Source organism: Lentzea jiangxiensis, from assembly GCF_900104175.1.
Lineage (GTDB): Bacteria > Actinomycetota > Actinomycetes > Mycobacteriales > Pseudonocardiaceae > Lentzea > Lentzea jiangxiensis.
Genome location: NZ_FNIX01000002.1, coordinates 636544 through 657900, shown reverse-complemented (window position 1 = coordinate 657900; position 21357 = coordinate 636544). Strand labels below are relative to the sequence as shown.

General features: G+C 73.0%; 13 protein-coding genes. 9 read left to right on the top strand and 4 right to left on the bottom strand.

Annotated features, from left to right (window positions below; all coding sequences use genetic code 11):
* Positions 1–33 precede the first annotated feature (33 nt).
* The 7 genes from BLQ91_RS10670 (at position 34) to BLQ91_RS10640 (ending at position 13210) form a co-directional block, all read left to right on the top strand.
* Complete coding sequence (locus BLQ91_RS10670) at positions 34–228, top strand: MbtH family protein (RefSeq protein ID WP_090096553.1); 195 nt, start codon at positions 34–36, stop codon at positions 226–228.
* 1 nt (position 229) lies between these two features.
* A complete protein-coding gene (locus BLQ91_RS10665) occupies positions 230–520 on the top strand; it encodes a phosphopantetheine-binding protein (protein WP_090096552.1) in 291 nt (96 codons plus the stop codon).
* Positions 517–1296, top strand: a complete 780-nt coding sequence (locus tag BLQ91_RS10660) for a thioesterase II family protein (protein ID WP_090096551.1) — start codon at positions 517–519, stop codon at positions 1294–1296. The genes BLQ91_RS10665 and BLQ91_RS10660 overlap by 4 nt, the downstream gene beginning before the upstream one ends.
* Positions 1265–2452 carry a cytochrome P450 gene (locus BLQ91_RS10655; protein ID WP_245733314.1) on the top strand — a complete coding sequence of 396 codons (1188 nt, stop codon included), beginning with the start codon at positions 1265–1267 and terminating at the stop codon, positions 2450–2452. The genes BLQ91_RS10660 and BLQ91_RS10655 overlap by 32 nt, the downstream gene beginning before the upstream one ends.
* 14 nt (positions 2453–2466) lie before the next feature.
* On the top strand, positions 2467–3696 hold the full coding sequence (locus BLQ91_RS10650; protein ID WP_090096550.1) for an MFS transporter: 1230 nt from the start codon (positions 2467–2469) through the stop codon (positions 3694–3696).
* A gap of 15 nt (positions 3697–3711) precedes the next feature.
* Positions 3712–12240: a non-ribosomal peptide synthetase gene (locus BLQ91_RS10645; protein ID WP_090096549.1), complete on the top strand. Its 8529-nt coding sequence runs from the start codon at positions 3712–3714 to the stop codon at positions 12238–12240.
* A gap of 139 nt (positions 12241–12379) precedes the next feature.
* Positions 12380–13210: a MerR family transcriptional regulator gene (locus BLQ91_RS10640; protein ID WP_090096548.1), complete on the top strand. Its 831-nt coding sequence runs from the start codon at positions 12380–12382 to the stop codon at positions 13208–13210.
* 431 nt (positions 13211–13641) lie between these two features.
* On the opposite strand, the gene BLQ91_RS10635 is transcribed toward BLQ91_RS10640, so the two are convergent.
* The 3 genes from BLQ91_RS10635 to BLQ91_RS41145 are packed head-to-tail and all read right to left on the bottom strand — an operon-like array spanning position 13642 to position 17322.
* Entirely contained in the window at positions 13642–16425 is a 2784-nt protein-coding gene (locus BLQ91_RS10635; RefSeq protein WP_090096547.1) for a DNRLRE domain-containing protein, read from the bottom strand.
* A gap of 28 nt (positions 16426–16453) precedes the next feature.
* Positions 16454–16870 carry a peptidoglycan-binding domain-containing protein gene (locus BLQ91_RS41150; RefSeq protein ID WP_176959659.1) on the bottom strand — a complete coding sequence of 139 codons (417 nt, stop codon included), beginning with the start codon at positions 16868–16870 and terminating at the stop codon, positions 16454–16456.
* A gap of 17 nt (positions 16871–16887) precedes the next feature.
* A complete protein-coding gene (locus BLQ91_RS41145; protein ID WP_090096545.1) occupies positions 16888–17322 on the bottom strand; it encodes a hypothetical protein in 435 nt (144 codons plus the stop codon).
* A gap of 135 nt (positions 17323–17457) precedes the next feature.
* Here BLQ91_RS41145 and BLQ91_RS10620 point away from each other — a divergent pair, with 135 nt between their 5' ends.
* Together BLQ91_RS10620 and BLQ91_RS10615 are read left to right on the top strand one after the other, a co-directional pair.
* Positions 17458–20328, top strand: a complete 2871-nt coding sequence (locus tag BLQ91_RS10620; protein WP_090096544.1) for an AfsR/SARP family transcriptional regulator — start codon at positions 17458–17460, stop codon at positions 20326–20328.
* 197 nt (positions 20329–20525) lie between these two features.
* Entirely contained in the window at positions 20526–20885 is a 360-nt protein-coding gene (locus BLQ91_RS10615) for an HIT family protein (protein WP_090096543.1), read from the top strand.
* Here the strand turns inward: BLQ91_RS10615 and BLQ91_RS10610 are convergent.
* Positions 20882–21355: a winged helix-turn-helix transcriptional regulator gene (locus BLQ91_RS10610; protein ID WP_090096542.1), complete on the bottom strand. Its 474-nt coding sequence runs from the start codon at positions 21353–21355 to the stop codon at positions 20882–20884. The genes BLQ91_RS10615 and BLQ91_RS10610 overlap by 4 nt on opposite strands.
* Between the last annotated feature and the right edge of the window lie 2 nt (positions 21356–21357).

Below are 21357 nucleotides of genomic sequence, written 5' to 3'. Positions count from 1 at the left end.
CCCCGTTTGTCCCCATCGGAGAAAGGAACACCCATGGACGCGTTCACCGACTTCGCCGTGGTGATGAACCACGAGGAGCAGTACTCGATCTGGCCGACCGAGCTGGACGTGCCGGCGGGCTGGCACACGGTCGGCAAGAGCGGCCCGCAGCAGGAGTGCCTCGACTACATCGACGAGGTGTGGACCGACATCCGCCCGCTGAGCCTGCGCACCGCGCTGGGGGTCTGACATGACCGCCACCACCGACGTCGAGGGCGTGGTCGCCGCTGTCTGGGCCGACGTGCTCGGCGTCGAGCGGGTCGCGCCGACCGACGGGTTCTTCGCACTGGGCGGCTACTCGCAGCAGGCGGTGCGCGCCGTGCACCTGCTGCGGGACCGCCTGGGCGTGGCCGTCACCTTGCGCGACCTGATGTCGGCGGCCACGCTCGCCGACTTCACCGCCGCCGTGCGGGCCCGTGCCGAGGCGGGCGCGCCCGCCCGGCCGGTGGTGCGCCTGACCGGCCGGCGCGGCACGCGATGACCACCGCCGTCGCCCGTCCGGCCGTCCTGGACGACTGGTCCTACCTGCCCTGTCCGCGAGGGCCGGGGGCCCAGCGCCTGGTGTGCTTCCCGCACGCGGGCGGCGACGTCGGCACGTTCGCGGAACTGGCCGCCTCGGTCGGACCGGACGTCGAGGTGCTCGCCGTCCGGCTGCCCGGCCGGGGCGGGCGCTTCACCGACCCGCTGCCGGGGACGTTCGCCGAGCTGACGTCCGCGGTCGCCGCGGGCATCGGCCCCCGGCTCGGCCCCGGCGCGGTGTTCTACGGCCAGAGCTTCGGCGCCCTGCTCGCCTACGAGGTGGCGGTGGCGCTGGGGCGCGCCGGGCCGGCGGCGGTCGTGGCCGCCTCGGCCCCCGCCCCGGCCGACTGGGAACGCACCGTCCTCCCGGTCGCGGCGGACCCGGCAGCCGGGGCGGAGCGGTTGCTCGCCGAGTGCGGGCTGACCGTGCCCGACGACGACGCGGTCCGCGCCCTGGTGCTGGCCGTGCTGCGCGCCGACATCGCCGTCGGCGCCACCTACCGGCACCGGCCGGGCGTACCTGCCCGGTTCGCCGTCCACGCCCTGGCGGGCGCCGCCGACACCGGCGCGAGCCCGCCCGGGACGTGGGCCGGCACCACGACGGGGCCGTTCACCTCGGCGGTGCTGCCCGGCGGGCACCTGCTCGTCGCGCCCGGCGACCCCGGACCGGCCGACCTCCTCCGAACCCTCTGCCTGGGAGCGCGCAGTGATCTCCACAGCGACCACCACGACCGTTGACCTGACCGACGCCCGCCTCTGGGCAGACCCCGGCACCGGCGCGCTCGTCGACGACCTGCGCGCTCTGGCCCCGGTGCAGCTCACCCACACCGCCGAGGACGGTCCGGTGTGGTCGGTGCTGTCCTACGAGCACGCCTCGGCCGTGCTCACCGACGCCGCCACCTACACCTCCGCCGGCGGCTCCCTGCTCGGCACCGGCGGCGCACCCGCCGGAGCCGGGAAGATGATGGCGCTGACCGACGGCAAGCACCACCGCGACCTGCGGGCGCCGCTGCTGCCGTTCTTCTCCCCCAAGGGCGTGCGCGGCAGCACCGAGCGCATCGACGACCTCGCCGCGCAGGTGGTCGCCGACGCGGTCGCCCGCGGTCAGGTCGACCTCGTCGAGGTCATGGCCACCGTGCCGCTGGTCGTCATGTGCGACGTCCTCGACATCCCCGAGGCCGACCGCGACATGGTCGTGTCGGTGTGCGACGCGGCGTTCCTCGGCACCACGCCGCAGGACCGCAGGGCCGCCCACCAGCGGCTGCTGCCGTACCTGTTCGACCAGGCGATGCGCCGCCGGATGGCGCCGGCCGGCGACCTGATCAGCGTCCTCGCCACCCACAGGGTGAAGGGCAGGCCGCTGCCGATCGAGGACGTCGTCCTCAACCTGGACAACATCATCGTCGGCGGCGTGCAGACCGTCCGGCACACCGCGGCGATGAGCATCATGGCGCTGCTGGACAACCCCGCCGAGTTCCAGCGGCTGCGCGAGGGCGCCGTCGACGTCGACTCCGCCACCGACGAGCTGCTGCGCTACACCTCCGTTGGCCTGCACGTGCTGCGCACCGCCACCCGCGACACCCGGCTCGGCGGGGCCGACGTCCGCGCCGGCGACAAGGTCGCGGTGTGGACGTGGGCCGCCGACCACGACCCGGCCGCCTTCGACGCCCCGCACGAGCTGCGCCTGGACCGCTCGCCCAACCGGCACCTGGCACTGGGCGTCGGCCCGCACTACTGCATCGGCGCGCCGCTGGCCAAGGCCGAGCTCGGCGCCGTCTACCGGGCGCTGCTGGACCAGGTCGCCGAGATCGAGGTGACCGGGCAGCCGGTGCACAACCAGTCGATCATCAACTTCGGCTTCGACCACCTGCCCGTCACCCTGCACGCGCGCTGAGAGAGGTCCTTCCCATGTCCCAGACGACTGTCAGCGACGCACGCCCGTCCCCACCCCGAAGGCCTCCCTGGTCCCGCGTCGGGATCGTGCTGGGCGGTCAGGGCGTGTCGCTGATCGGCGACCAGGTGTTCTTCATCGCCGCGGTGTGGGCGGCCGCGCAGATGGGCGGGACCACCGCCGTCACCCTGGTGACCCTGGCCGAGTCGGTGCCCCGCGCGCTGGCGATGATCTTCGGCGGGGTGCTGTGCGACGCACTGGGACCTCGGGTCGTGTTGCTGCGCACCACCTCCGTGCGGATCGCGGTGCTCGCCGTCGCCACGGTGATCGCGCTGACCTCGCCGTCGGTGTGGCTGCTCGTGGCCGTGGCCGCGCTGGAAGGCGCGTTGCTGGGCCTGGGCACCCCGTCGTTCGGCACGCTCATGCCGCGCATGGTCGGCGGCGAACAGCTCGGCCGGGCGAACTCCGTGCGCACCATGGTGGCCCGGTTCGCACCGATCGTCGGCTCACCGTTCGGCGCGTGGCTCGTGGCCGAGGGCCAGCTGCCGGTCGCCTTGGGCGTGGTGACGGTCGGCTGCGTGGTCGCGCTGCTGTGCCTGGCACCGGTCACGAAGGAGATCTCCGCCCCCACCGGCGCGCCCAGCGGGGTGCCGATGTGGAAGCGCACCGGCGACGGGCTGAAGCTGCTGCGCTCCGACCGCAAGCTGCGCCTGCTGTTCCTCTCCGCGCTGTGCCTCGACTTCGCCTTCGCCTGGCCGATGAACCCCGGCCTGCCGGTGCTGGTGATCGACCGCGGCTGGGCTGTCTCCGCCGTGGGCCTGGTGATCGCCTGCTGGGCGGGTGGCGCGCTGGCCGGAGCCGGCATCAGCGCCGTCGTCGGCGAACGCGTACCGCTCTCGATCCGGTTGGTGGGCAGCGGCATCGGCATCGGCGTGCTGCTGGTGGGCATGGTGCTCGCCCCGTCCCTGGCGGTGATGGCCGTGTTGTCGGCGGCCCTCGGCGTCTGCTCCGGGCTCAACGGGCCTGCGGCCGTCACGCTCTACCAGAAGGCCGCCCCGGCCGACCGGCTCGGCACCGCCATGGCGATGCTCGCGCTGGCGGGCATCGGCTGCGCCCCCTTCGCCTACGCCCTCTCCGGCGCCCTCGCCGGCCTCACCTCGCCCGAGCTCGCCTGGGCGGTCACCGCGCTGGTCGCGTTCGGCGGGCCGATCACGGCCGCCCGCGCGCTGCGGATCCCGTCCGCCTAGAAAGGAATGCCCGCCATGTCCGCACTGTCGTTCGGCCAGCAACGGTTGTGGTTCCTCGACCAGCTCGACGGTCCCGGTTCCGCCTACAACGTCCCGGTCGCCCTGCGGCTGCGCGGACCACTGGACATCACCGCCCTGCGCGCCGCCGTGGCGGACGTGGCGGACCGGCACGAGGTGCTGCGCACGGTCATCCCCGTCGTGGACGGGACGCCGGGGCACCTCGTCGTGGAGGACGTGAGGCCGCCGTTCGAGGTCGTCGACGCCGAGCTGCCCGCGGCGCTGGTCGCGGCGGCGACGCGGCCGTTCGACCTCGCGACCGAGATCCCGTTGCGCACCACGCTGTTCCGGGTCGCACCCGACGAGCACGTGCTGCTGGTGCTGCTGCACCACATCGCGGCCGACGGCGGCTCGTTCGGCCCGTTGCTGCGCGACCTCGACGCCGCCTACACCGCCCGTGCGGCGGGCATCGCCCCGGACTGGGAACCGCTGGAGGTCCAGTACGGCGACTTCGCCCTGTGGCAGCGGGAGGTCCTCGGAGCCGAGGACGACCCGGGCAGCCTGCTCGCCGAGCAGCTGGCGTACTGGGAGGACGAGCTCGCCGGCCTTCCCGAGCGGATCGCGCTCCCCGCCGGCGGACGCGGCACCGGGGCCGGGATCGTCGAGGTGGCGCTGCCCGCGGCGCTCTGCGCACGGCTGGCCGAAGCGACCCGTGCGGCGGGCTGCACCCCGTTCGTCGGCCTGCAGGCAGCGGTCAGCGCCGTGCTCGGCCTGAACGGCGCCGGACCGGACGTCGTGCTGGGCACGCCGGTCTCGGGCCGGCAGGACCCCGCGCTGGACGACCTGGTCGGCTTCTTCGGCAACACCCTCGCGCTGCGCACCGACCTCTCCGGCGACCCCGGCTTCGCCGAGCTGCTGCGCCGGGCCAGGGAGACCGCGTTCGACGCCTACGCCCACCAGGACGTGCCGTTCGAACGGGTCGTCGAACGGCTCGGCGTGGACCGCGGTTCCCGTGCGCACCCGGTCTACCAGGTCATGCTCGTGCTCCAGGAGGACTCGGCCCCGCCACGGCTGGGCGTACTCGACGTCGCCGTGGAACCGCTCGACCTCGCCGCGGCCAAGCTCGACCTGAGCGTGGTGTTCGCCGGCCGCGCCGACGGCGGCGTGGACTGCCAGCTCGAGTACGCCGCCGACCGGCTCGACCGCGCCTTCGTGGCACACCTCGGCGAGACCCTGGTGCGACTGCTCGACCTCGCACTGTCCACTCCGGACGTTTCGCTGTCCCTCCTGGGCCTGCCGGCCGCGCCGGCCGCCCCGGTGCACGAGGAGGAGCTCGCACCCGCCGACGGAGCACCGGTCCGCCGCGAGCCGCGCGACGAGCGCGAACGAATCCTTTGTGGACTGTTTGCCGACGTGCTCGGTCTGGCGTCGGTCGGCGTCCACGACGGGTTCTTCGCCCTGGGCGGGCATTCCCTGCTCGCGACGCGACTGATCAGCCGCGTCCGCGCGGCACTGGGTGCCGAACTGGGCCTGCGCGCCTTCTTCCGCGCGCCCACCGTCGCCGGGGTCGCCGCCGCTCTCGACAAGGCCTCGGGCGCGGTCCACCCGCCCCTGGCGGCGCGCCCGCGCCCGGAGGTGGTGCCGCTCTCGCCGGCCCAGCAGGGCCTGTGGTTCCTCGCGGGCGTGCGCGGCCAGGACCGCGCCTACACGATCCCGCTGACCCTGCACCTGACCGGGCGCGTCGACGCGCCCGCCCTCGCCGCCGCCCTGCGCGACGTCGTCACCCGCCACGAGAGCCTGCGCACGGTGTTCCCCGCCGTCGACGGGCAGCCGCGCCAGCACGTCCTCACCGAGTTCGGCGACGTGCTCACCTCGCACCGCTGCTCCGCCACCGACCTCGACCGCCTCGTCGACGAGGCCGCGAGCGCCTCGTTCGACCTCGCCACCGACCTCCCGCTGCGCGCCACCCTGCTGTCCACGTGCGACACCGAAGCGGTGCTCGTGCTGGCCCTGCACCACATCGCGGGCGACGGCGTGTCGAGCGGTCCGCTGCTGCGCGACCTGGACACCGCCTACGAGGCGAGGCTGGCCGGCCGTGAGCCCGGCTGGGCACCGTTGCCGGTGCAGTACGCCGACTACACGCTCTGGCAGCGGGAACTGGACCTCGACGGCCGCGTGGAGCACTGGAAGACGGTGCTGGACGGCCTGCCCGAGGAGCTGTCCCTGCCCTACGACCGGTCCCGCCCGACGGACCCGACCCACGCCAAGGACGCCGTCACCGCCCGCGTCGGGGCCGGCACCCACGCCGCCCTCACCGACCTGGCGCGCGCCAACCAGGCCACGCTGTTCATGGTCGTGCACGCCGCCCTCGCCACCGCGCTGACCCGCATGGGCGCAGGCACCGACGTCGTCGTCGGCACGCCCGTCGCGGGCCGCCCGGACGAGGTCCTGGACGACCTGGTCGGGTTCTTCGTCAACTCGCTGGTGCTGCGCGTGGACACCGGCGGCGGGCCCGCGTTCACCGACCTGCTGGCCCGCGTCCGCGACGCCGACCTGGCCGCCTACGCCGCCGCCGACGTGCCCTTCGACCGGTTGGTGAAGGAGCTCAACCCGCCGCGCGTGCTCGCCCGCCACCCGCTGTTCCAGGTGGCGCTGTCGCTGACCGGCGGCGAGGGGGACGGTCCCCGCCTGGCCGGGCTCGGCGTGCGCCTCGCCGACGGCACGCAGGGCAACGCCAAGTTCGATCTCACCCTGACCGTGGACGAGAAGCCCCTCGCCGGGGGCCTGGACTGCACGCTGGAGTTCGGCACCGACCTGTTCGACCCGGCCACCGCGCGCCGCCTGCTCACCGCCCTCACCCTGGTCCTGGACGCCGTCGCCGCCGACCCCGGCCGGGCCGTCGACCGCCTGCCCGTGCTCTCCCCCGCCGACAGCGCGCTGGTGCTGCGCGAGTGGAACGACACCGGCACGCCCTTCCCGGCCTCGACCGTGCACGCCCTGTTCTCCGCCCGCGCCGCCGCCCACCCGGACGCCGTCGCGCTGATCACCGACGACGCCGGGATCAGCTACGGCGAACTGGACGAGCGGTCGAACCGCGTCGCCCGCCACCTGCGCGACTCCGGTGTGCGGCGCGGGGACGTCGTCGGCATCGCGCTGGACCGGGGTGTGGACCTGGTCGCCGCCGTGCTCGGCGCGTTCAAGGCGGGCGCCGCCTACACCGTGCTCGACCCGGCGTTGCCCGCCGACCGTGTCCGCGAGATCAGCGCCGACGCCGGCGTCGGTGAAACTCTGACACCGCAACGGATGGCGGAGGTCGCCGGGGTGTCCGCCGCGCCGGTCGAGGTCCCCGGCGCGCCGACGGACGCGGCCTGCGTCATGTTCACCTCGGGTTCCACCGGGCGTCCCAAGGGGATTCTGGGCTCGCACCGCTCGATCGTGGCCAGCCTGCTGTCGCAGTCGTTCCTGGACTTCGGCCCGGAGCAGGTGTGGCTGCAGTGCTCGCCGGCGTCGTGGGACGCCTTCGTGCTGGAGCTGTTCTCACCGCTGCTGACCGGCGCCGCCTGCGTGCTGCACCCCGGGTCGCGGCCCGAACCCGCCGTCGTCGCCCGGCTCATCCCCCAGCACGGCGTCACGACCGCCTACCTGTCGGCCAGCCTGCTCAACTACCTCGTCGACGAGCACCCGGACGTCTTCGCCGGGCTGCACCAGGTGATGACCGGCGGTGAGGCCGCCTCCACCCGCCACGTCGGCGAACTGCTGCGCCGCCACCCGCACGTGCGCCTGGTCAACGGCTACGGCCCGGTGGAGAACATGATCATCGGCACGAGCCACGCCGTGGCACCGGCCGACGCGCTCGGCCGGTCGGTCCCGATCGGACGGTCCCTCGCCAACAAGCGCACCCACGTGCTCGACGCGGCCCTCCAGCCGGTGCCGCCCGGTGTGGTCGGCGAGGTGTACCTGTCCGGCCTCGGGCTCGCCGAGGGCTACCTCGGCCAGTCAGGGCTCACCGCGGGCCGGTTCGTCACCAGCCCGTTCGACGGCCCCGGCGAACGCATGTACCGCACGGGCGACCTGGGCCGCTGGAGCGCCGGCGGCGTGCTGGAGTACGTCGGCCGCACCGACGACCAGGTCAAGATCCGCGGCTTCCGGGTGGAGCCGGGCGAGGTCGGCGCGGTGCTCACCCGCCACCCCTCCGTCGCCCAGGCCGCCGTCGTCGTCCGCGAGGACCGGCCCGGCGACAAGCGCCTGGTCGCCTACCTGGTGGCCGCGGACGGCAGCACCGGGTCGGACACGGACGGCACCGCCGAGGTGCGTGCGCTCGACACCGCCGAGGATGGCGCGCCCGGCACTGCCGCGGCCCGCGCGCTCGACATCGCCGCTGTTCGCCGCCACGCCGCCGCGGCGTTGCCCGACTACCTCGTCCCCGGCGCGTTCGTCGTGCTCGACGCGTTGCCGCTCACGCCCAACGGCAAGCTCGACCGCCGTGCCCTGCCCGCCCCGTCGGCCGAGGCGCCCGCCGACCAGGCCCGCCCGCGCACGGCGCGGGAGGAAATCCTCTGCGGTCTGTTCGCCGACCTGCTCGGCGTCGACGGTGTCGGGGTGCGCGACAGCTTCTTCGACCTCGGCGGCCACTCGCTGCTGGCCGCCAAGCTCATCGCCCGCGTCCGCACCACGTTCGAGGTGGAGCTCGCGCTGGCCGACCTGTTCGCCGATCCCACCGTCGAAGGCGTCGCCGCCGCCGTCGACCGCGCCGAGGGCAGGCCCGTCCGGCCGCCGCTGGTCGCAGCACCCCGGCCCGGGGTGCTGCCCCTGTCGCCCGCCCAGTCGCGGCTGTGGTTCCTCAACCGGTTGGAGAACCAGGGCGCGGGCTACGCCGTCCCGTACGCACTGCGCCTGACCGGTGCGCTGGACCGCGTCGCGCTCGAGGCCGCCCTGCACGACGTGGTGAGCAGGCACGAGGCGTTGCGCACCGTGTTCCCCGAGGTCGACGGCACCCCGTGCCAGGTCGTCCTCGAAGGCTGGCGGCCCGCGCTGGACGTCGTCGGCCTCGCGCCGGCGGACCTCGACACCGCACTCGCCGACGCCGCCCGCGAGGAGTTCGACCTGGCCGTCGACGCGCCGGTGCGCACCACGTTGTTCGCCGTCGGTCCCGACGAGCACGTGCTGCTCCTGCTGCTGCACCACATCGCCGTCGACGGCGCGTCCCTCGGGCCGCTGGTCCGAGACCTGCGCACCGCCTACACCGCACGGCTGGCGGGCGCCGAACCCGGCTGGGCACCGCTGCCCGTGCAGTACGCCGACTACACCCTGTGGCAGCGCGACCTGCTCGACTCGCTGCTCACCGGCCAGGTCGAGCACTGGCGCGGCGCCCTCGCGGGCCTGCCCGACGAGCTGGCGCTGCCCACCGACCGTCCCCGTCCCGCCGTCGCCACCCACCGGGGCGGCACGGTGCCCGTCGAGATCGGCGCCGCCCTGCACGCCCGGCTGCTGGAGCTCGCCCGGGAGCACCGGGTGACGCTGTTCATGGTCCTGCAGGCCGCGCTCGCCACCCTGCTCACCCGCCTCGGCGCGGGCACCGACGTCCCGATCGGCACCCCGGTCGCCGGTCGCGCGGACCGCGCGCTCGACGACGTCGTCGGGTTCTTCGTCAACACCCTCGTCCTGCGCGTCGACACCGCGGGCGACCCCGCGTTCACCGACCTGCTCGCCAGGGTCCGGGAGACCGACCTGCGCGCGTTCGAGCACCAGGACCTGCCGTTCGAACGGCTCGTGCAGGAGCTGAACCCGGCCCGCTCCCTGGCCAGGCACCCGCTGTTCCAGGTGTCGCTGGTGCTGCAGAACACCGGCCAGGCCGACCTGTCCCTGCCGGGTCTGGCGGTCGCCGAGCACGAGATCGGCGCGCAGAGCGTCAAGTTCGACCTGGGCCTGGGCTTCGCCGAGAACCCCGCCGGCGGGCTGGACGGCTCCCTGGCCTACTCCGCCGACCTGTTCGACGCGGGCACCGCCTCCGGCCTCGCCGACCGGTTCGTCCGCGTGCTGGCCGCCGTCGCCGCCGATCCCGGCCTGCGCACCCGCGAGATCGACGTGCTCGACCCGGCCGAGCGCGCGGTGATCCTCCGCGACTGGAACGACACCGACGCCGACGTGCCCGCGACGACCCTGCCCGCCCTCTTCTCCGCCCAGGTCGCCCGGACCCCGCACGCCCCCGCCGTCGAGTTCGACGGCACCGGCCTGACCTACGCCGAGCTGGACGACCGCGCCACCGCGCTGGCCCGCGCCCTGCACCGCGCGGGTGCCGCCCCCGGCCGCACGGTCGGTGTGGCGCTGCCGCGGTCGCTGGAGCTGATCGTCGCGCTGTACGCCGTGCACAAGACGGGCGCGGCCTACCTGCCCGTCGACCCCGGCTACCCGGCCGACCGGGTGGCGCACATGGTGGCCGACGCCGACCCGGTGCTCGTCCTGACGCCGGAGTCGCTGGCCGCCCTTCCCGCGGTCGCCGAGGACGTCGCGCTGCCGTCGGCGACCCCGGACGACGCGGCGTACGTCATCTACACCTCGGGTTCGACCGGCAAGCCCAAGGGTGTGGTCGTCCCCCACTCCGGCATCGTGAACCGCCTGCTGTGGATGCAGGACCGCTACCACCTCACCCCGGCGGACCGCGTCCTGCAAAAGACGCCGTCGAGCTTCGACGTGTCGGTGTGGGAGTTCTTCTGGCCGTTGACCACCGGCGCGGTCCTGGTCGTGGCCAGGCCCGAGGGCCACAAGGACCCCGCCTACCTGGCCGACCTGGTCGAGGACGCCGGCGTCACCGTCGCCCACTTCGTCCCGTCGATGCTGGAGGTCTTCACCGCCTCCGTCGCGCCCGGCCGCTGCCCCGGCCTGCGCCAGGTCGTCTGCAGCGGCGAGGCGCTGCCCGCCCCGCTGGCCGAGCGCTTCACCGCGGGCTTCGCCGCCCACCTCGACAACCTCTACGGCCCCACCGAGGCGTCCGTGGACGTGACCTGGCACCGGTTCCGGCACGACGCGACGCCGTCCGTCCCCATCGGCCGCCCGGTGTGGAACACGCAGGTCTACGTCCTCGATCCGGCCCTGTCCCCGGTGCCCGCCGGCGCGACCGGTGAGCTCTACCTCTCCGGCACCCAGCTGGCCACCGGCTACCTCAACCGCCCCGCCACGACCGGCCAGCGGTTCGTCCCCCACCCCCACCGGCCGGGCGAGCGGATGTACCGCACCGGTGACCTGGTCCGCTGGCACGACGGCGGCGTGCTGGAGTACCTGGGCCGCACCGACGACCAGGTCAAGATCCGCGGCGTCCGGATCGAGCTGGGCGAGGTCGCCGCCGCCGTCTCCGCGCACCCGTCGGTGGTCCAGGCGGCCGCGGTGGTCCGCGAGGACCGTCCCGGTGACAAGCGCCTGGTCGTCTACGCGGTCCCCTCGGGTGACCTCGACCCGGCCGCGGTGCGCGAGTTCGCGGCGCGGTCGCTGCCCGAGGCCATGGTCCCCGCGGCCGTCGTCGCGGTGCCGGAACTGCCCCTGAGCCCGTCTGGCAAGCTCGACCGCAGGGCCCTGCCAGCCCCCGACTTCACCCGCACCCCCACCCGTGCGCCGCGCGACCACCGCGAACGGGTCCTCTGCGCCCTGTTCGCCGACGTCCTCGGCCTCGACTCCGTCGGTGTCGACGACGACTTCTTCGACCTGGGCGGCCACTCGTTGCTCGCCACCCGCCTCGTGGACCGCGTCCGCCGCGCCCTGGGCGTGCGCGCCACGATCCGTTCCGTCTTCGACGCCCCGACCCCCGCGGGACTGGCCACGCGCCTGGAGGAGGCCGGCACCGATCCCCTCAACGTCCTGCTCCCGTTGCGCTCCACCGGTTCCAGGGCACCGCTGTTCTGCGTCCACCCCGCCGCCGGCATCGGCTGGGTCTACTCGGGACTGCTCCGCCACCTCGACGACCGTCCCGTCCACGCCCTGCAGTCCCGCGCCCTCACCGAACCGTGGAACGGCACCCTGGACGAGATGGTCAAGGACTACGTGGCCGAGATCCGCGCCGTCCAGCCGGAAGGCCCCTACCACCTGCTGGGCTGGTCCTTCGGCGCCCAGGTCGCCCACGCCGTCGCCACCCGCCTGCAGGCCGAGAACGCGGAGGTCGCGTTCCTCGCGCTCCTGGACGGCTACCCCGGCAACCCCGCCTCCCCCTCCACCGACGTCGACCCCACCGCGGACCTGCTGGCGTCCCTGGGCCGCACCTCCCTCGACGACCTGGTCCCCGTCCTCGGCGCCCGCGCCGTGGCCGCCCTCCCTGCCGTCTTCGCCCACAACCGCCACCTCTCCGACACCCACACCCCCACGACCCCCTTCCGCGGCGACGCCCTGTTCTTCCTGGCCACCGAAGGCCGCACCGACTCCTCACCCCACCCCGGCGCGTGGACGCCGCACCTCACCGGCACCCTCCACGTCCACCCCGTCGCCACCACCCACGGCGACATGACCCACCCGGTATCGATGGCCGAGATCGCCGGCACGATCGCGGGCCACCTCACCGGCTGACCCACCGGCCCGGCCCGTCACCCGACGGGCCGGTCCGGGCTCGGCGGGCCGGTCCGGGCTCGGCGGGTGGGGAGTTGCACCTGACGCAGCGGCATGTGCTGTCCTTCGAGGTACCCCAGCTCGAAAGGCCCCGTCCGCGATGCACCTCTCGTTCACGCCTCCCCGCCACGTCAAGATCGGCGACGCCGCCGCCTTCGCCGGCACGACCCCGCGCGCCGTGCGCCATTACCACCAGATCGGCCTGCTCCCGGAGCCCGAGCGGAGCGCGGACGGCCGCCGCCGCTACGGCCACGACGACATGGTCCGGCTGCTGTGGATCCGCAAGATGGCGGAGACCGGCATCAGGCTCGACGACATGCGGGCCGCGTTCGACGGCAGCCGCGACGTCGAGGAGAACCTGGGCCGCCTGGAGGAGACGCTCGCCGCCCGGGAAGCCGCCATCCGTCGTCAGCGAGCGGCCGTCCAGCGCCTGCGCGAGGTGGGCAGCCCGCTGGGACTGCTCTCGGACCTGGTGGCGGACCGGCTCCGCCACCTGCCTCCCGGCGCGCTGCGTCCGTCCGATGTGGACGCTTTGATGATCACGGAGCGGATCTTCGGCGCGCAGGCCGCCGCGGTCCAGGCGGGGGTGTTCGTCGTGCTGGCCACCCACCCCGGGCTGCGGGCCGAGGAGGACCGCCTCGACGCGGCCGAAGCCACCCTGGACGACGGCGTCGCACCCGACGACCCGCGCGTCGACGAACTGGCCGCCCAGCGCTTCGCCCACCACAAAGCACTGGAGCGCGCCATCGAGGCCGCCGGGCTGGACGCCGCCGACGAGGAGCTGTTCGCGCTCGACGACGACGTGGAGCAGGACAGGGAGATGAGCGCTTACGAAGCGTTCACCAAGATGCCGTACGACTTCTCCCCCGCCCGGATGCGCTGCGTCGAGCTCACGGGCCGGCTCATGGGGCAGGACCTCGCCGACGGCTGACGTCCGTGTGGTGGAGAACCGTTCACGCCAGGCCGCCTGACGCGCCGCTGTACGGCCTCGCCAGAACCCGCGCAGGTACCTGAAGAACTCGACCGGCATGCCCGACAGGTCCACCTCAGGAGGTTGTCCTCACCGGTGCACACCACCTCCACGCACTCACGGAAGCCGCCGGAGGGGAACCGTTCCATCAAGGCCCGGCAGTCCGACGGGAACCGCAGACCGAACTCGCGTTCCACGGTGTCCCAGGTCAGTTCCGGCCGGAACTCTCCGGGGCCCTGACCGACCAGACGGACGATTCCGTCCACATAGGACAGATGCGTCGTCACGTTCGAACCCCCATTCGCCCGTGGTTGCCCACCGTGGCAACGCCCGGACGCGGCGAACCGGTGACCGCTCCGAGGAGCGGCCACCGGAAAGCCGAGCCGACTTCGTCAGCGCACCCGGATCTCGGCGACGTCGAGCGGGCTCGAGCCGTACCACCAGACCCGGAACTCCAGGCTGTTGTCGGCCGAGGCGACCGTGATCGGGACGGTGAACCTGACGAACCGGTCGTAGGTGCCGCCGGTCGCGAAATCCTCAGCCCTGAGGATCCTGATCGGGGTGACCGGGCCACGGGTCCTGGCGTCGTAGACCTCGATGTTGGCCACCTGACTGCCAGAGGCAGGGGTGATCGAGCGCAGCACGAACTCCACGTTGTAGCTGCCCGGAGCCAGGGCGTGGTTCGGCCCGTAGGTCATGTGGCCCGCGCTGCTGGTGCCGGGAAGGGCCTGGAGCAGGCCACTGGGCGTTCTCAGGTAGTTGCCTCCCGCCGCGGTCTGCAGCGGCGCCTGGCCCGGGCTGTACGTCTGCTTGGCGCCGGCGCCGAGAGCCAGCGCGTTGACCGCGAGGGACTCGGTGTTCATCAACGACCTGGGATTCGCCGCCAGGTCCGTCGCCGTTGTCCACCCGAGCAGCGCACCGGTGCCGCCCATCCGCTGCTGCTTCTGGATGATCAGCCCTCGCAACGAGACCGAGTGCAGCGTCAGTTCGGCTCGCTGGACAGCGGTCAGCCCGCTGTGGTGGGCGAGGATCTGGTCGACGAGCAGCTTGGCCAGCCCGACGTGGTAGTTCTCGTGCAGCGACGGGTAGGTGTGCAGGCGGGTGGAGAAGTCGAAGAAGCTCCCCGCCTTCGCAAGGATCCGGCTCCACTTGTCGAGAGCGGTCTGCTGCGGGCCCTTGGACAGGTAGAAGAGACCGTCCAACGCCAGCCTGTCCACGTGGTCCGGGTCGATGCCTGCGACGCTGTCGTACGGGTACCAGTTCTGATCGCCGGAGAGAACCCTCCAGCGGACGTGGTCGCGCGGACCGCCGAGATCGCTCAGGCCGTTGGGTTGCTGGCGGCCGTAAGCCTGGGCCATGTGCCTGGCCAACCAGTTGTCGTCGAACCAGAAGTTGTGGAACGGGATCTGGCCGCTGGGGACCTCCCCATTCCTGCTGCGGCCGGCGTGTTCGTGGAAGGCGTGACCGCCGGTCGGCTGGTCGAGCACGTCATCGCGGTTGGCGTCGAACAGCAGATGCTCGTTCGCGTCTTTGGCGGTGTAGCGGGCACCGGCCTCTCCTGCCGCTATTTGCAGCGCCGTCCTGTTGACGTCGTGCGGCGGTTTCCACTCTTTCTCCACCCGCCCTGGGATGAAGAACTCCTTGTAGTAGTTGTGGCCGTAAGTCAGCCCGTCCACGTTCTTCCACATGCCGTGCTCGGCCGAATAGGCGTAGTCGACCGCACCCACCCCGTACGGGTAGTTCACGCCGTACCGGTAGAGGCCGCTCTGCGGCGGGTACTCGTAGTCGATCCGCACGACCGGGATCTTCGACGAATCCGGTGCCTGCAACGACCGCACCTGCTTCCAGCTCAGGCTCGGGTTGCTCTCGTTGTACGAGGTGAGGCCCATGAACACGGTCGGCTTGCCGGCGTCGGCCGCGCGCTGGAACAGCGGGACCACCGCGGCGCTCACCCAGGCGTCGTCGCACGCCGGGCTGAAGCCGGCCGTCCGGGTCGAGTAGCCGTCGTTGCTCAGCAGCGCTGGCGCGGTGTCCCAGTAGATCGGGTTGGTGTACGGGGCGGTGTCCCAGACGAGCCAGCCGGTCTGCGAGCAGCTGCCCGAGTACCAGTTCCACAGGTTCAGCGTGGCGCCGGTGATCCGGGCGCCGGAGAGCTGCGCCGCGGGCCACTGCATGAACGACCGCGCGAGGTAGCTGGTCGCCTTGCCGTAGGCGAGGTAGTCGGCGCCGGAGTGGTCCGGCTTGCCGCTGGTGGAGAGCTGGTCGCTGCGGACGATCGTGTCGGACGTGGGGTCCAGCTCGACCTGCCGGTCCAGCGTCACCGGGTACCGGGTTTCCCGGTCCTGCAACCAACTCCGGTCGGCGGCGAGGCTGAGGTCGACCGCGGACCGCGCCGATCCGCGCGACAGGGCCTGGACGGCGAGCTCCTTCTCCCGCGCCCGCTCACCGCTCGTGCCGACCGAGGAGTCCCACATCACCGGCGTCGGCACGCGGCCGACGACGGTCCGGCCGTCGCGGATCGCGAACGAGACCGGGCCGTCGGCCTCGAAGCTGAGGTCCTTGCTGCGCAACGGCATGGTCAGGGTCGCCACCTGCGCCGCCGCCGTCCGGTCCTTCACGACGAGCGACTGCTCGAACCCGAGCCGGGTCGCCGTCAGGACCAGGTCGACGCCCGGCCGGACCTCCCGGTAGGTCGCCTTGTTCGCGTCCAGCACCGGAACCGGCAGCGGACCGGTCCACAGCGTGCTGACCGAGTCGTCACCGGTCTCCACCCGCGCGAGCACCCGTTCGCCGGAGCTCGTCGTGGCGCCGGAGAAACGCAGGCCGCGCGGATGCCCGACCGGCTCCACCGCACCGTCGGCGGTCTGCCGCAGCGTCAGGTCGACGTCCCGCCAGGCGCCGTTGTCGCGGTAGCGGACGGGACCGGCGTGGATCTCGGTGCTGAAGCCGCCTTCCGGCCGGGCCCACACCCTGGCCGTCTCCGTGCGCTGGGACAGCACCTCCACCCGGCCGTCGCACGCCCGTGCCGCCATCGCGGCGGACATCGGGTCCGTCAGCTCTGCGGGACAGGCGGGTCTGGCCGCCATCCCTGCCGGTGGCACCGCCGCCTGCGCCGAGGTGAGCAGCAGCACGGCGGCGCTGGCGGCCGCGATCCGTTTCGAGAGCCTCTTCTTCATGTCCCCCTCCAGGAGCTTCGCCGGTCCGTCAGCAGATCCGCTCACCGGTGGCGGGGCTGTGCACGTTGCCCCACCAGCGCAGGTGCGGCAGGGTCTGCGGGCCGACACGTCCGTCCACCCCGATCGGGGTGCCCCTGGCGTTGACGCACTCCTGGAACTCCCACACCGCCGCGGTGGTGACCGGGCCGTACTCGCCGTCCCGCTTGATCACGAACGGGAACGCGTTCCAGGAGAGCGTGCGGTTCAGCAGGCACTGCACCTCCAGGACGTTGCCGCCCGTGGCGCCGGGTCCGATGTCGTAGGAGTTCGAGACCCGCGGGCAGTCGGCCAGTGCGGTGACACCGCCGGATCGCTGGTCCGGGGCGGCGGACGCCGGGGTGGTCCAGGTGAGCGCCGCCACGAGGGCCGCACCGAGAAAAGCCGGGAGAACACCGTTTCTGCGCATTCGTCGCTCCTGATCCGTCAGTTGTCGAAGTAGAGGGTGGCGCCCTGGCACGAATAGCGGCAGTGCAGCTCGGCTGAGTAGTTGCCGGCCGGCCAGCCCTTGCGCCAGATGTCGTGTTCTTCTCCGCGCTTCTTGTTGTCGCGCAGGATTTCCGGGTCCCCCGGAGCGTCGAGGTACCGCACGATGACGAACGAGTTGACCTCTTCCGGCATGCCCGGCTCCCACGGCGCCCCCCACGGGATGCCCACCGTGGCGATGTGGGGGTTGGCACCGCTGCCGACCCACAGCGGTGCCGTCTTGCAGATCCACTGAGTGGTCACCGTGCAGGACCTGTCGGCCATCACGGCCGGTGTGCCGGCTGTCGCCGGCTGCCCCGCCAGGACGACGCCGGTCAGCGAGGCCACGGCGACCCCCGCGGTCCTGAGCTTGCCGGCGAACTTCCTCCACAGCATGTTCTCTCCCTTGTTCACGCGCGATTCCGCGGTAGCTGGAAATTCGACTGGAACGTCTGCGGAACACCCTGGAGTTCATCGGTTTCACCGCGGTTTCATCGGCGCGGTGCCACCGTTGTCCCTGGGGAGGCAGTCATGAAGATGGAATTCGGCGTGCTCGGTCCACTTCGCCTCGCGGTGGACGGGGAAGACGTCGAACTGGACCAGCCGATGCTCCGCCGTCTGCTCGCCGTGCTGCTCTGCAACGCGAACTCGCCGGTCTCCGCCGACGCGCTCGCCCATGCGCTGTGGCAGGCGAAACCGCCCGCGTCCGCGAGGAAGACGCTGCAGCTCTACGTGCACCGGCTGCGCAGGAAGCTCGGCGATCCGGACCGGATAGTCCACGGGCCCGCGGGCTACCGGCTCGTCGTGGCACCGGACGAGTGCGACGCCGACGAGATGCGGCGGCTGGTCGCGGACGCCCACGCGACCGTCGACCTGGGCCGGCGCACCGCGTTGCTGCGCGAAGCACTGGGGCTCTGGCGCGGTGTTCCGCTCGCCGAGTTCGCCGACGTTCCCGCCGTGCTGACGATGTCCGACGCGCTGGCCGACCGCCGGCTCGCGGTGCTGGCCGAACGCGTCGACGTTGACCTGGAGCTCGGCAGGCACGGCGACCTCGTGGCGGAGCTGACCGAGGTGGTGGCGCGACACCCGTTGCACGAACGGTTGCGGGCCCAGCTCATGCTCGCCCTCTACCGCTGCGGCAGGCAGGCGGACGCGCTGGCGACCTACCAGCACGCGAGGGAACTGCTCCGCGACGAACTGGGAGTCGATCCCGGTGAGGCACTGAGCACCCGGTACCAGGAAGTGGTGCGGGCCGATCCGGTGCTGGACCTCCCGGCGCGGCCGAGCCGTCCCCGGCCGGCGCAGCTGCCCGCAGCGCCCCGCGACTTCAGCGGCCGGGTGGGCGAGCTCGGGGAACTGGACGCCGTGGTGGCGCGCGGTGCGGGCCTGGTGACGATCTCCGCGATCGCGGGTGCGGCCGGGGTCGGCAAGACCGCGCTCGCGTTGCAGTGGGCGCACCACAGGCGTGCCGACTTCCCCGACGGCCAGCTCTACGTCGACCTGCGCGGAGCCGCCACCGCCGAGCCGGTCGACGCGGCACACGCGCTGAGCGAGTTCCTGCGCGCGCTGGGCGTGCCGGCCGAGCAGGTTCCCCAGGAACCCCAGAACGCGGCCGGGCTGTACCGGTCCCTGGTGGCGGACCGCAGAATGCTCGTGCTGCTGGACAACGCGCACGACGTGGACCAGGTCCGGCCGCTGCTGCCCGGCACGGCCACGACCGTGACGGTGGTGACCTCGCGGAGCCGTCTCGGTGGTCTCGTCGCGATCAACGGGGCGCACCGCCTGTTGCTGGCGCCCCTGAGCCCGCAGGAGTCGCACGAGCTCCTCGTGGCGCTCCTCGGCGAGAGGCGCGTGGACGCCGAACCCGAGGCCGCCGCCGCGGTCGCCGAGGCCTGCGGTCATCTGCCGCTGGCGTTGCGGATCGCCGCCGCGAACCTGCTGGACCAACCACGCCGCCGCCTCGCGGACTTCGTCGCCGACCTGGCCCGCAACCGGTTGTGCGCGCTGGAGGTCGCGGACGACGGCCAGGCGGCCGTGCGCTCGGTGTTCGCGCTGTCGTACGAACGCCTGGAACCGTCCCCGCGCAGGTTGTTCCGGCGGCTCGGCCTGGTCCCGGGGTTCGACGCGACACCCGAGGCCGCCGCCGCGCTGGACGCCACCGGCACAGCGGAGAGCACGCGGCTGCTGGAGCTGCTGCACGACGCCCACCTGCTGCAGTCCCACGTGGACGGTCGCTACCGGTTCCACGACCTGATCGGGTTGTACGCCGGCGAACGCGCGGACGAGGAGGAGGACCCGAGGGACCGCGGGGCGGCGCTCGACCGGCTCTACGCGTGGTACGTCGGCAGACTGGCCGCGGTGGACCGGCTGCTCCTGCCGTACCGCCCGATGGTCTTCGCGGCCGACCCGGCGGCACCGTTCGACACCGCGCTCGACGCGCTGGCGTGGCTGGACGACGAGAAGTCGAACCTCATCGCGCTGGTCCGCCACGCCACGTCCACGGGACGGCACGACGCGGCCTGGCAGATCCCGTTCCTGATGGGCGGCTTCTTCGAGCACCGCGGCGCGTGGTCGCTCGGCACGCGCCTGCTGCGGACCGCGGTCGACGCCGTGATGGAGCTCGGCGACCCCGACCTCGAATGCCCGGTCAGGGTGCAGTTCTCGATCGCCCTCGTCCGCGCCGGACGCGTCGCCGAGGCTGTGGTGGAACAGCAGCGGTGCCTCGCGCTCGCGCGGGAAACCGGGAACCGCCAGCGAGAAGCGGCGACGCTCAACAACCTCGGCTGGATGTACCACGAACTGGGCGACGACACCCGCGCTCTCGCCTCGTACGAGGCGACCCTGCCGATGTTCACCGCGACGGATGACCGTGGTTACCTGGCGATCACCCTGCAGAACATCGGCGACGCGAAGTCGTTGCTCGGTGACTTCCCCGGCGCGGTCGAAGCTCTCGAACGGTCACTGGCCATCGCCCGCGAGGACGGTCTCGTCGGCCAGGAAGGCGACTCGCTGGTCTCCCTCGGTCAGGCGCACGCACGGGCCCACCGGCACCGCGAGGCGGTAGAGCACTTCCGCGCCTCGCTGGCACCGGTCTCCGACGCCGGCAACAAGATGACCGAGGGCTTGGCGCACAGCGAGCTGGGCCGCAGCCTCCGCGTCATCGGCGACACCAAGGCCGCGGCCGGCCACTTCGACATCGCCGCACAGCTCTACCACGACACGGATGACGTGCATCTCGCCGTCGCCGCCCATCTCGACGTGACCGAAGTGCACGCCGCGACGGGCGACCTCGACGCAGCGCGCCGAGCACTCGAGATGGCGCGGCAACTGCACTTCCGGGCACCCGACCCGGTCAACTCACGCCGTCTCGCCGCGGTGGCCGAGCGGGTCGGGACGCCGTGAACCGGTGACCCGGGTGAGCCCTGTCCGGCATGCCAGCGGTTCGCCGCGCGCCGGCCGGCTTGGTCGGCGAGCTTGTCGCGCACTTCGAACCTGACGCCCTGCGTGCGGCACGGCGGAAGTGAGACGTGCCGTTTCCTGTTGCGCGAGGAAACGGGCAACGCCTTCCTCCAGTCGATCACTCGACTCAGGGTGGAATCATGCCGACCACCCAGACCTGCACGTTCTGCTCCATCGCCGCCGGCGAGGTCCCGGCCCAGGTCGTCCACGAGTGGCCGGACGCGATCGCGATCATTCCCCCCAACGCCGTCACCGCCGGCGGAGGCCACGTCCTCGTCCTGCCCCGCTGCCACGTCGCCACCGCGACCGAGGACCCCACGGTCACCGGCACCGTGGCGGTGCGGGCCGCCCAGCTCGCCAACGCGCTCGGCTGGGAGCACCTGAACATGATCGACAACGTCGGCGCCGACGCGTCGCAGACGGTGTTCCACTACCACCGCCACATGGTCAGGCGCCGAGCCGGTGACCGGATCCAGCTGCCGTGGCCGCAGGAGAACTAGTTCCGTGCACCCGCTTCCACGTACGGCTGAAGACCGGGGCCGGGCTCGGGGTGGACGTCGTGCGCCGTCATCAGCTCTCCACAGCAGTCGCACGCCAGCGCGACCCGTGCCTCGCCGGTGCACTCGCGGTGCCGGTAGCGCACCGGCGGACCGTCCGGTGCCATGTGGGCGTCGCCCCAGTCCTTGATCGCCATCAGAACCGGGTAGAGGTCGTGTCCCTTGCGGGTGAGCCGGTACTCGGCGTGGTCGCCGTCGTCGGCCTGCCTCCGCACCAGGATCTCGTGGTCCACGAGCCTGCCGAGCCGGTCCTGCAGGCGGCTGCGCGGGATCCCGAGGTTGCTCTGGAACGCGTTGAACCGCCGCACCCCCGAGAACGCCTCCTTCAGGACCAGCAGCGTCCACCGGTCCCCCAGCACCACCAGCGGGCGGGTGATCGAGCAGGGCAGGTCGGCGAGCTGTTCGTACCGCATGA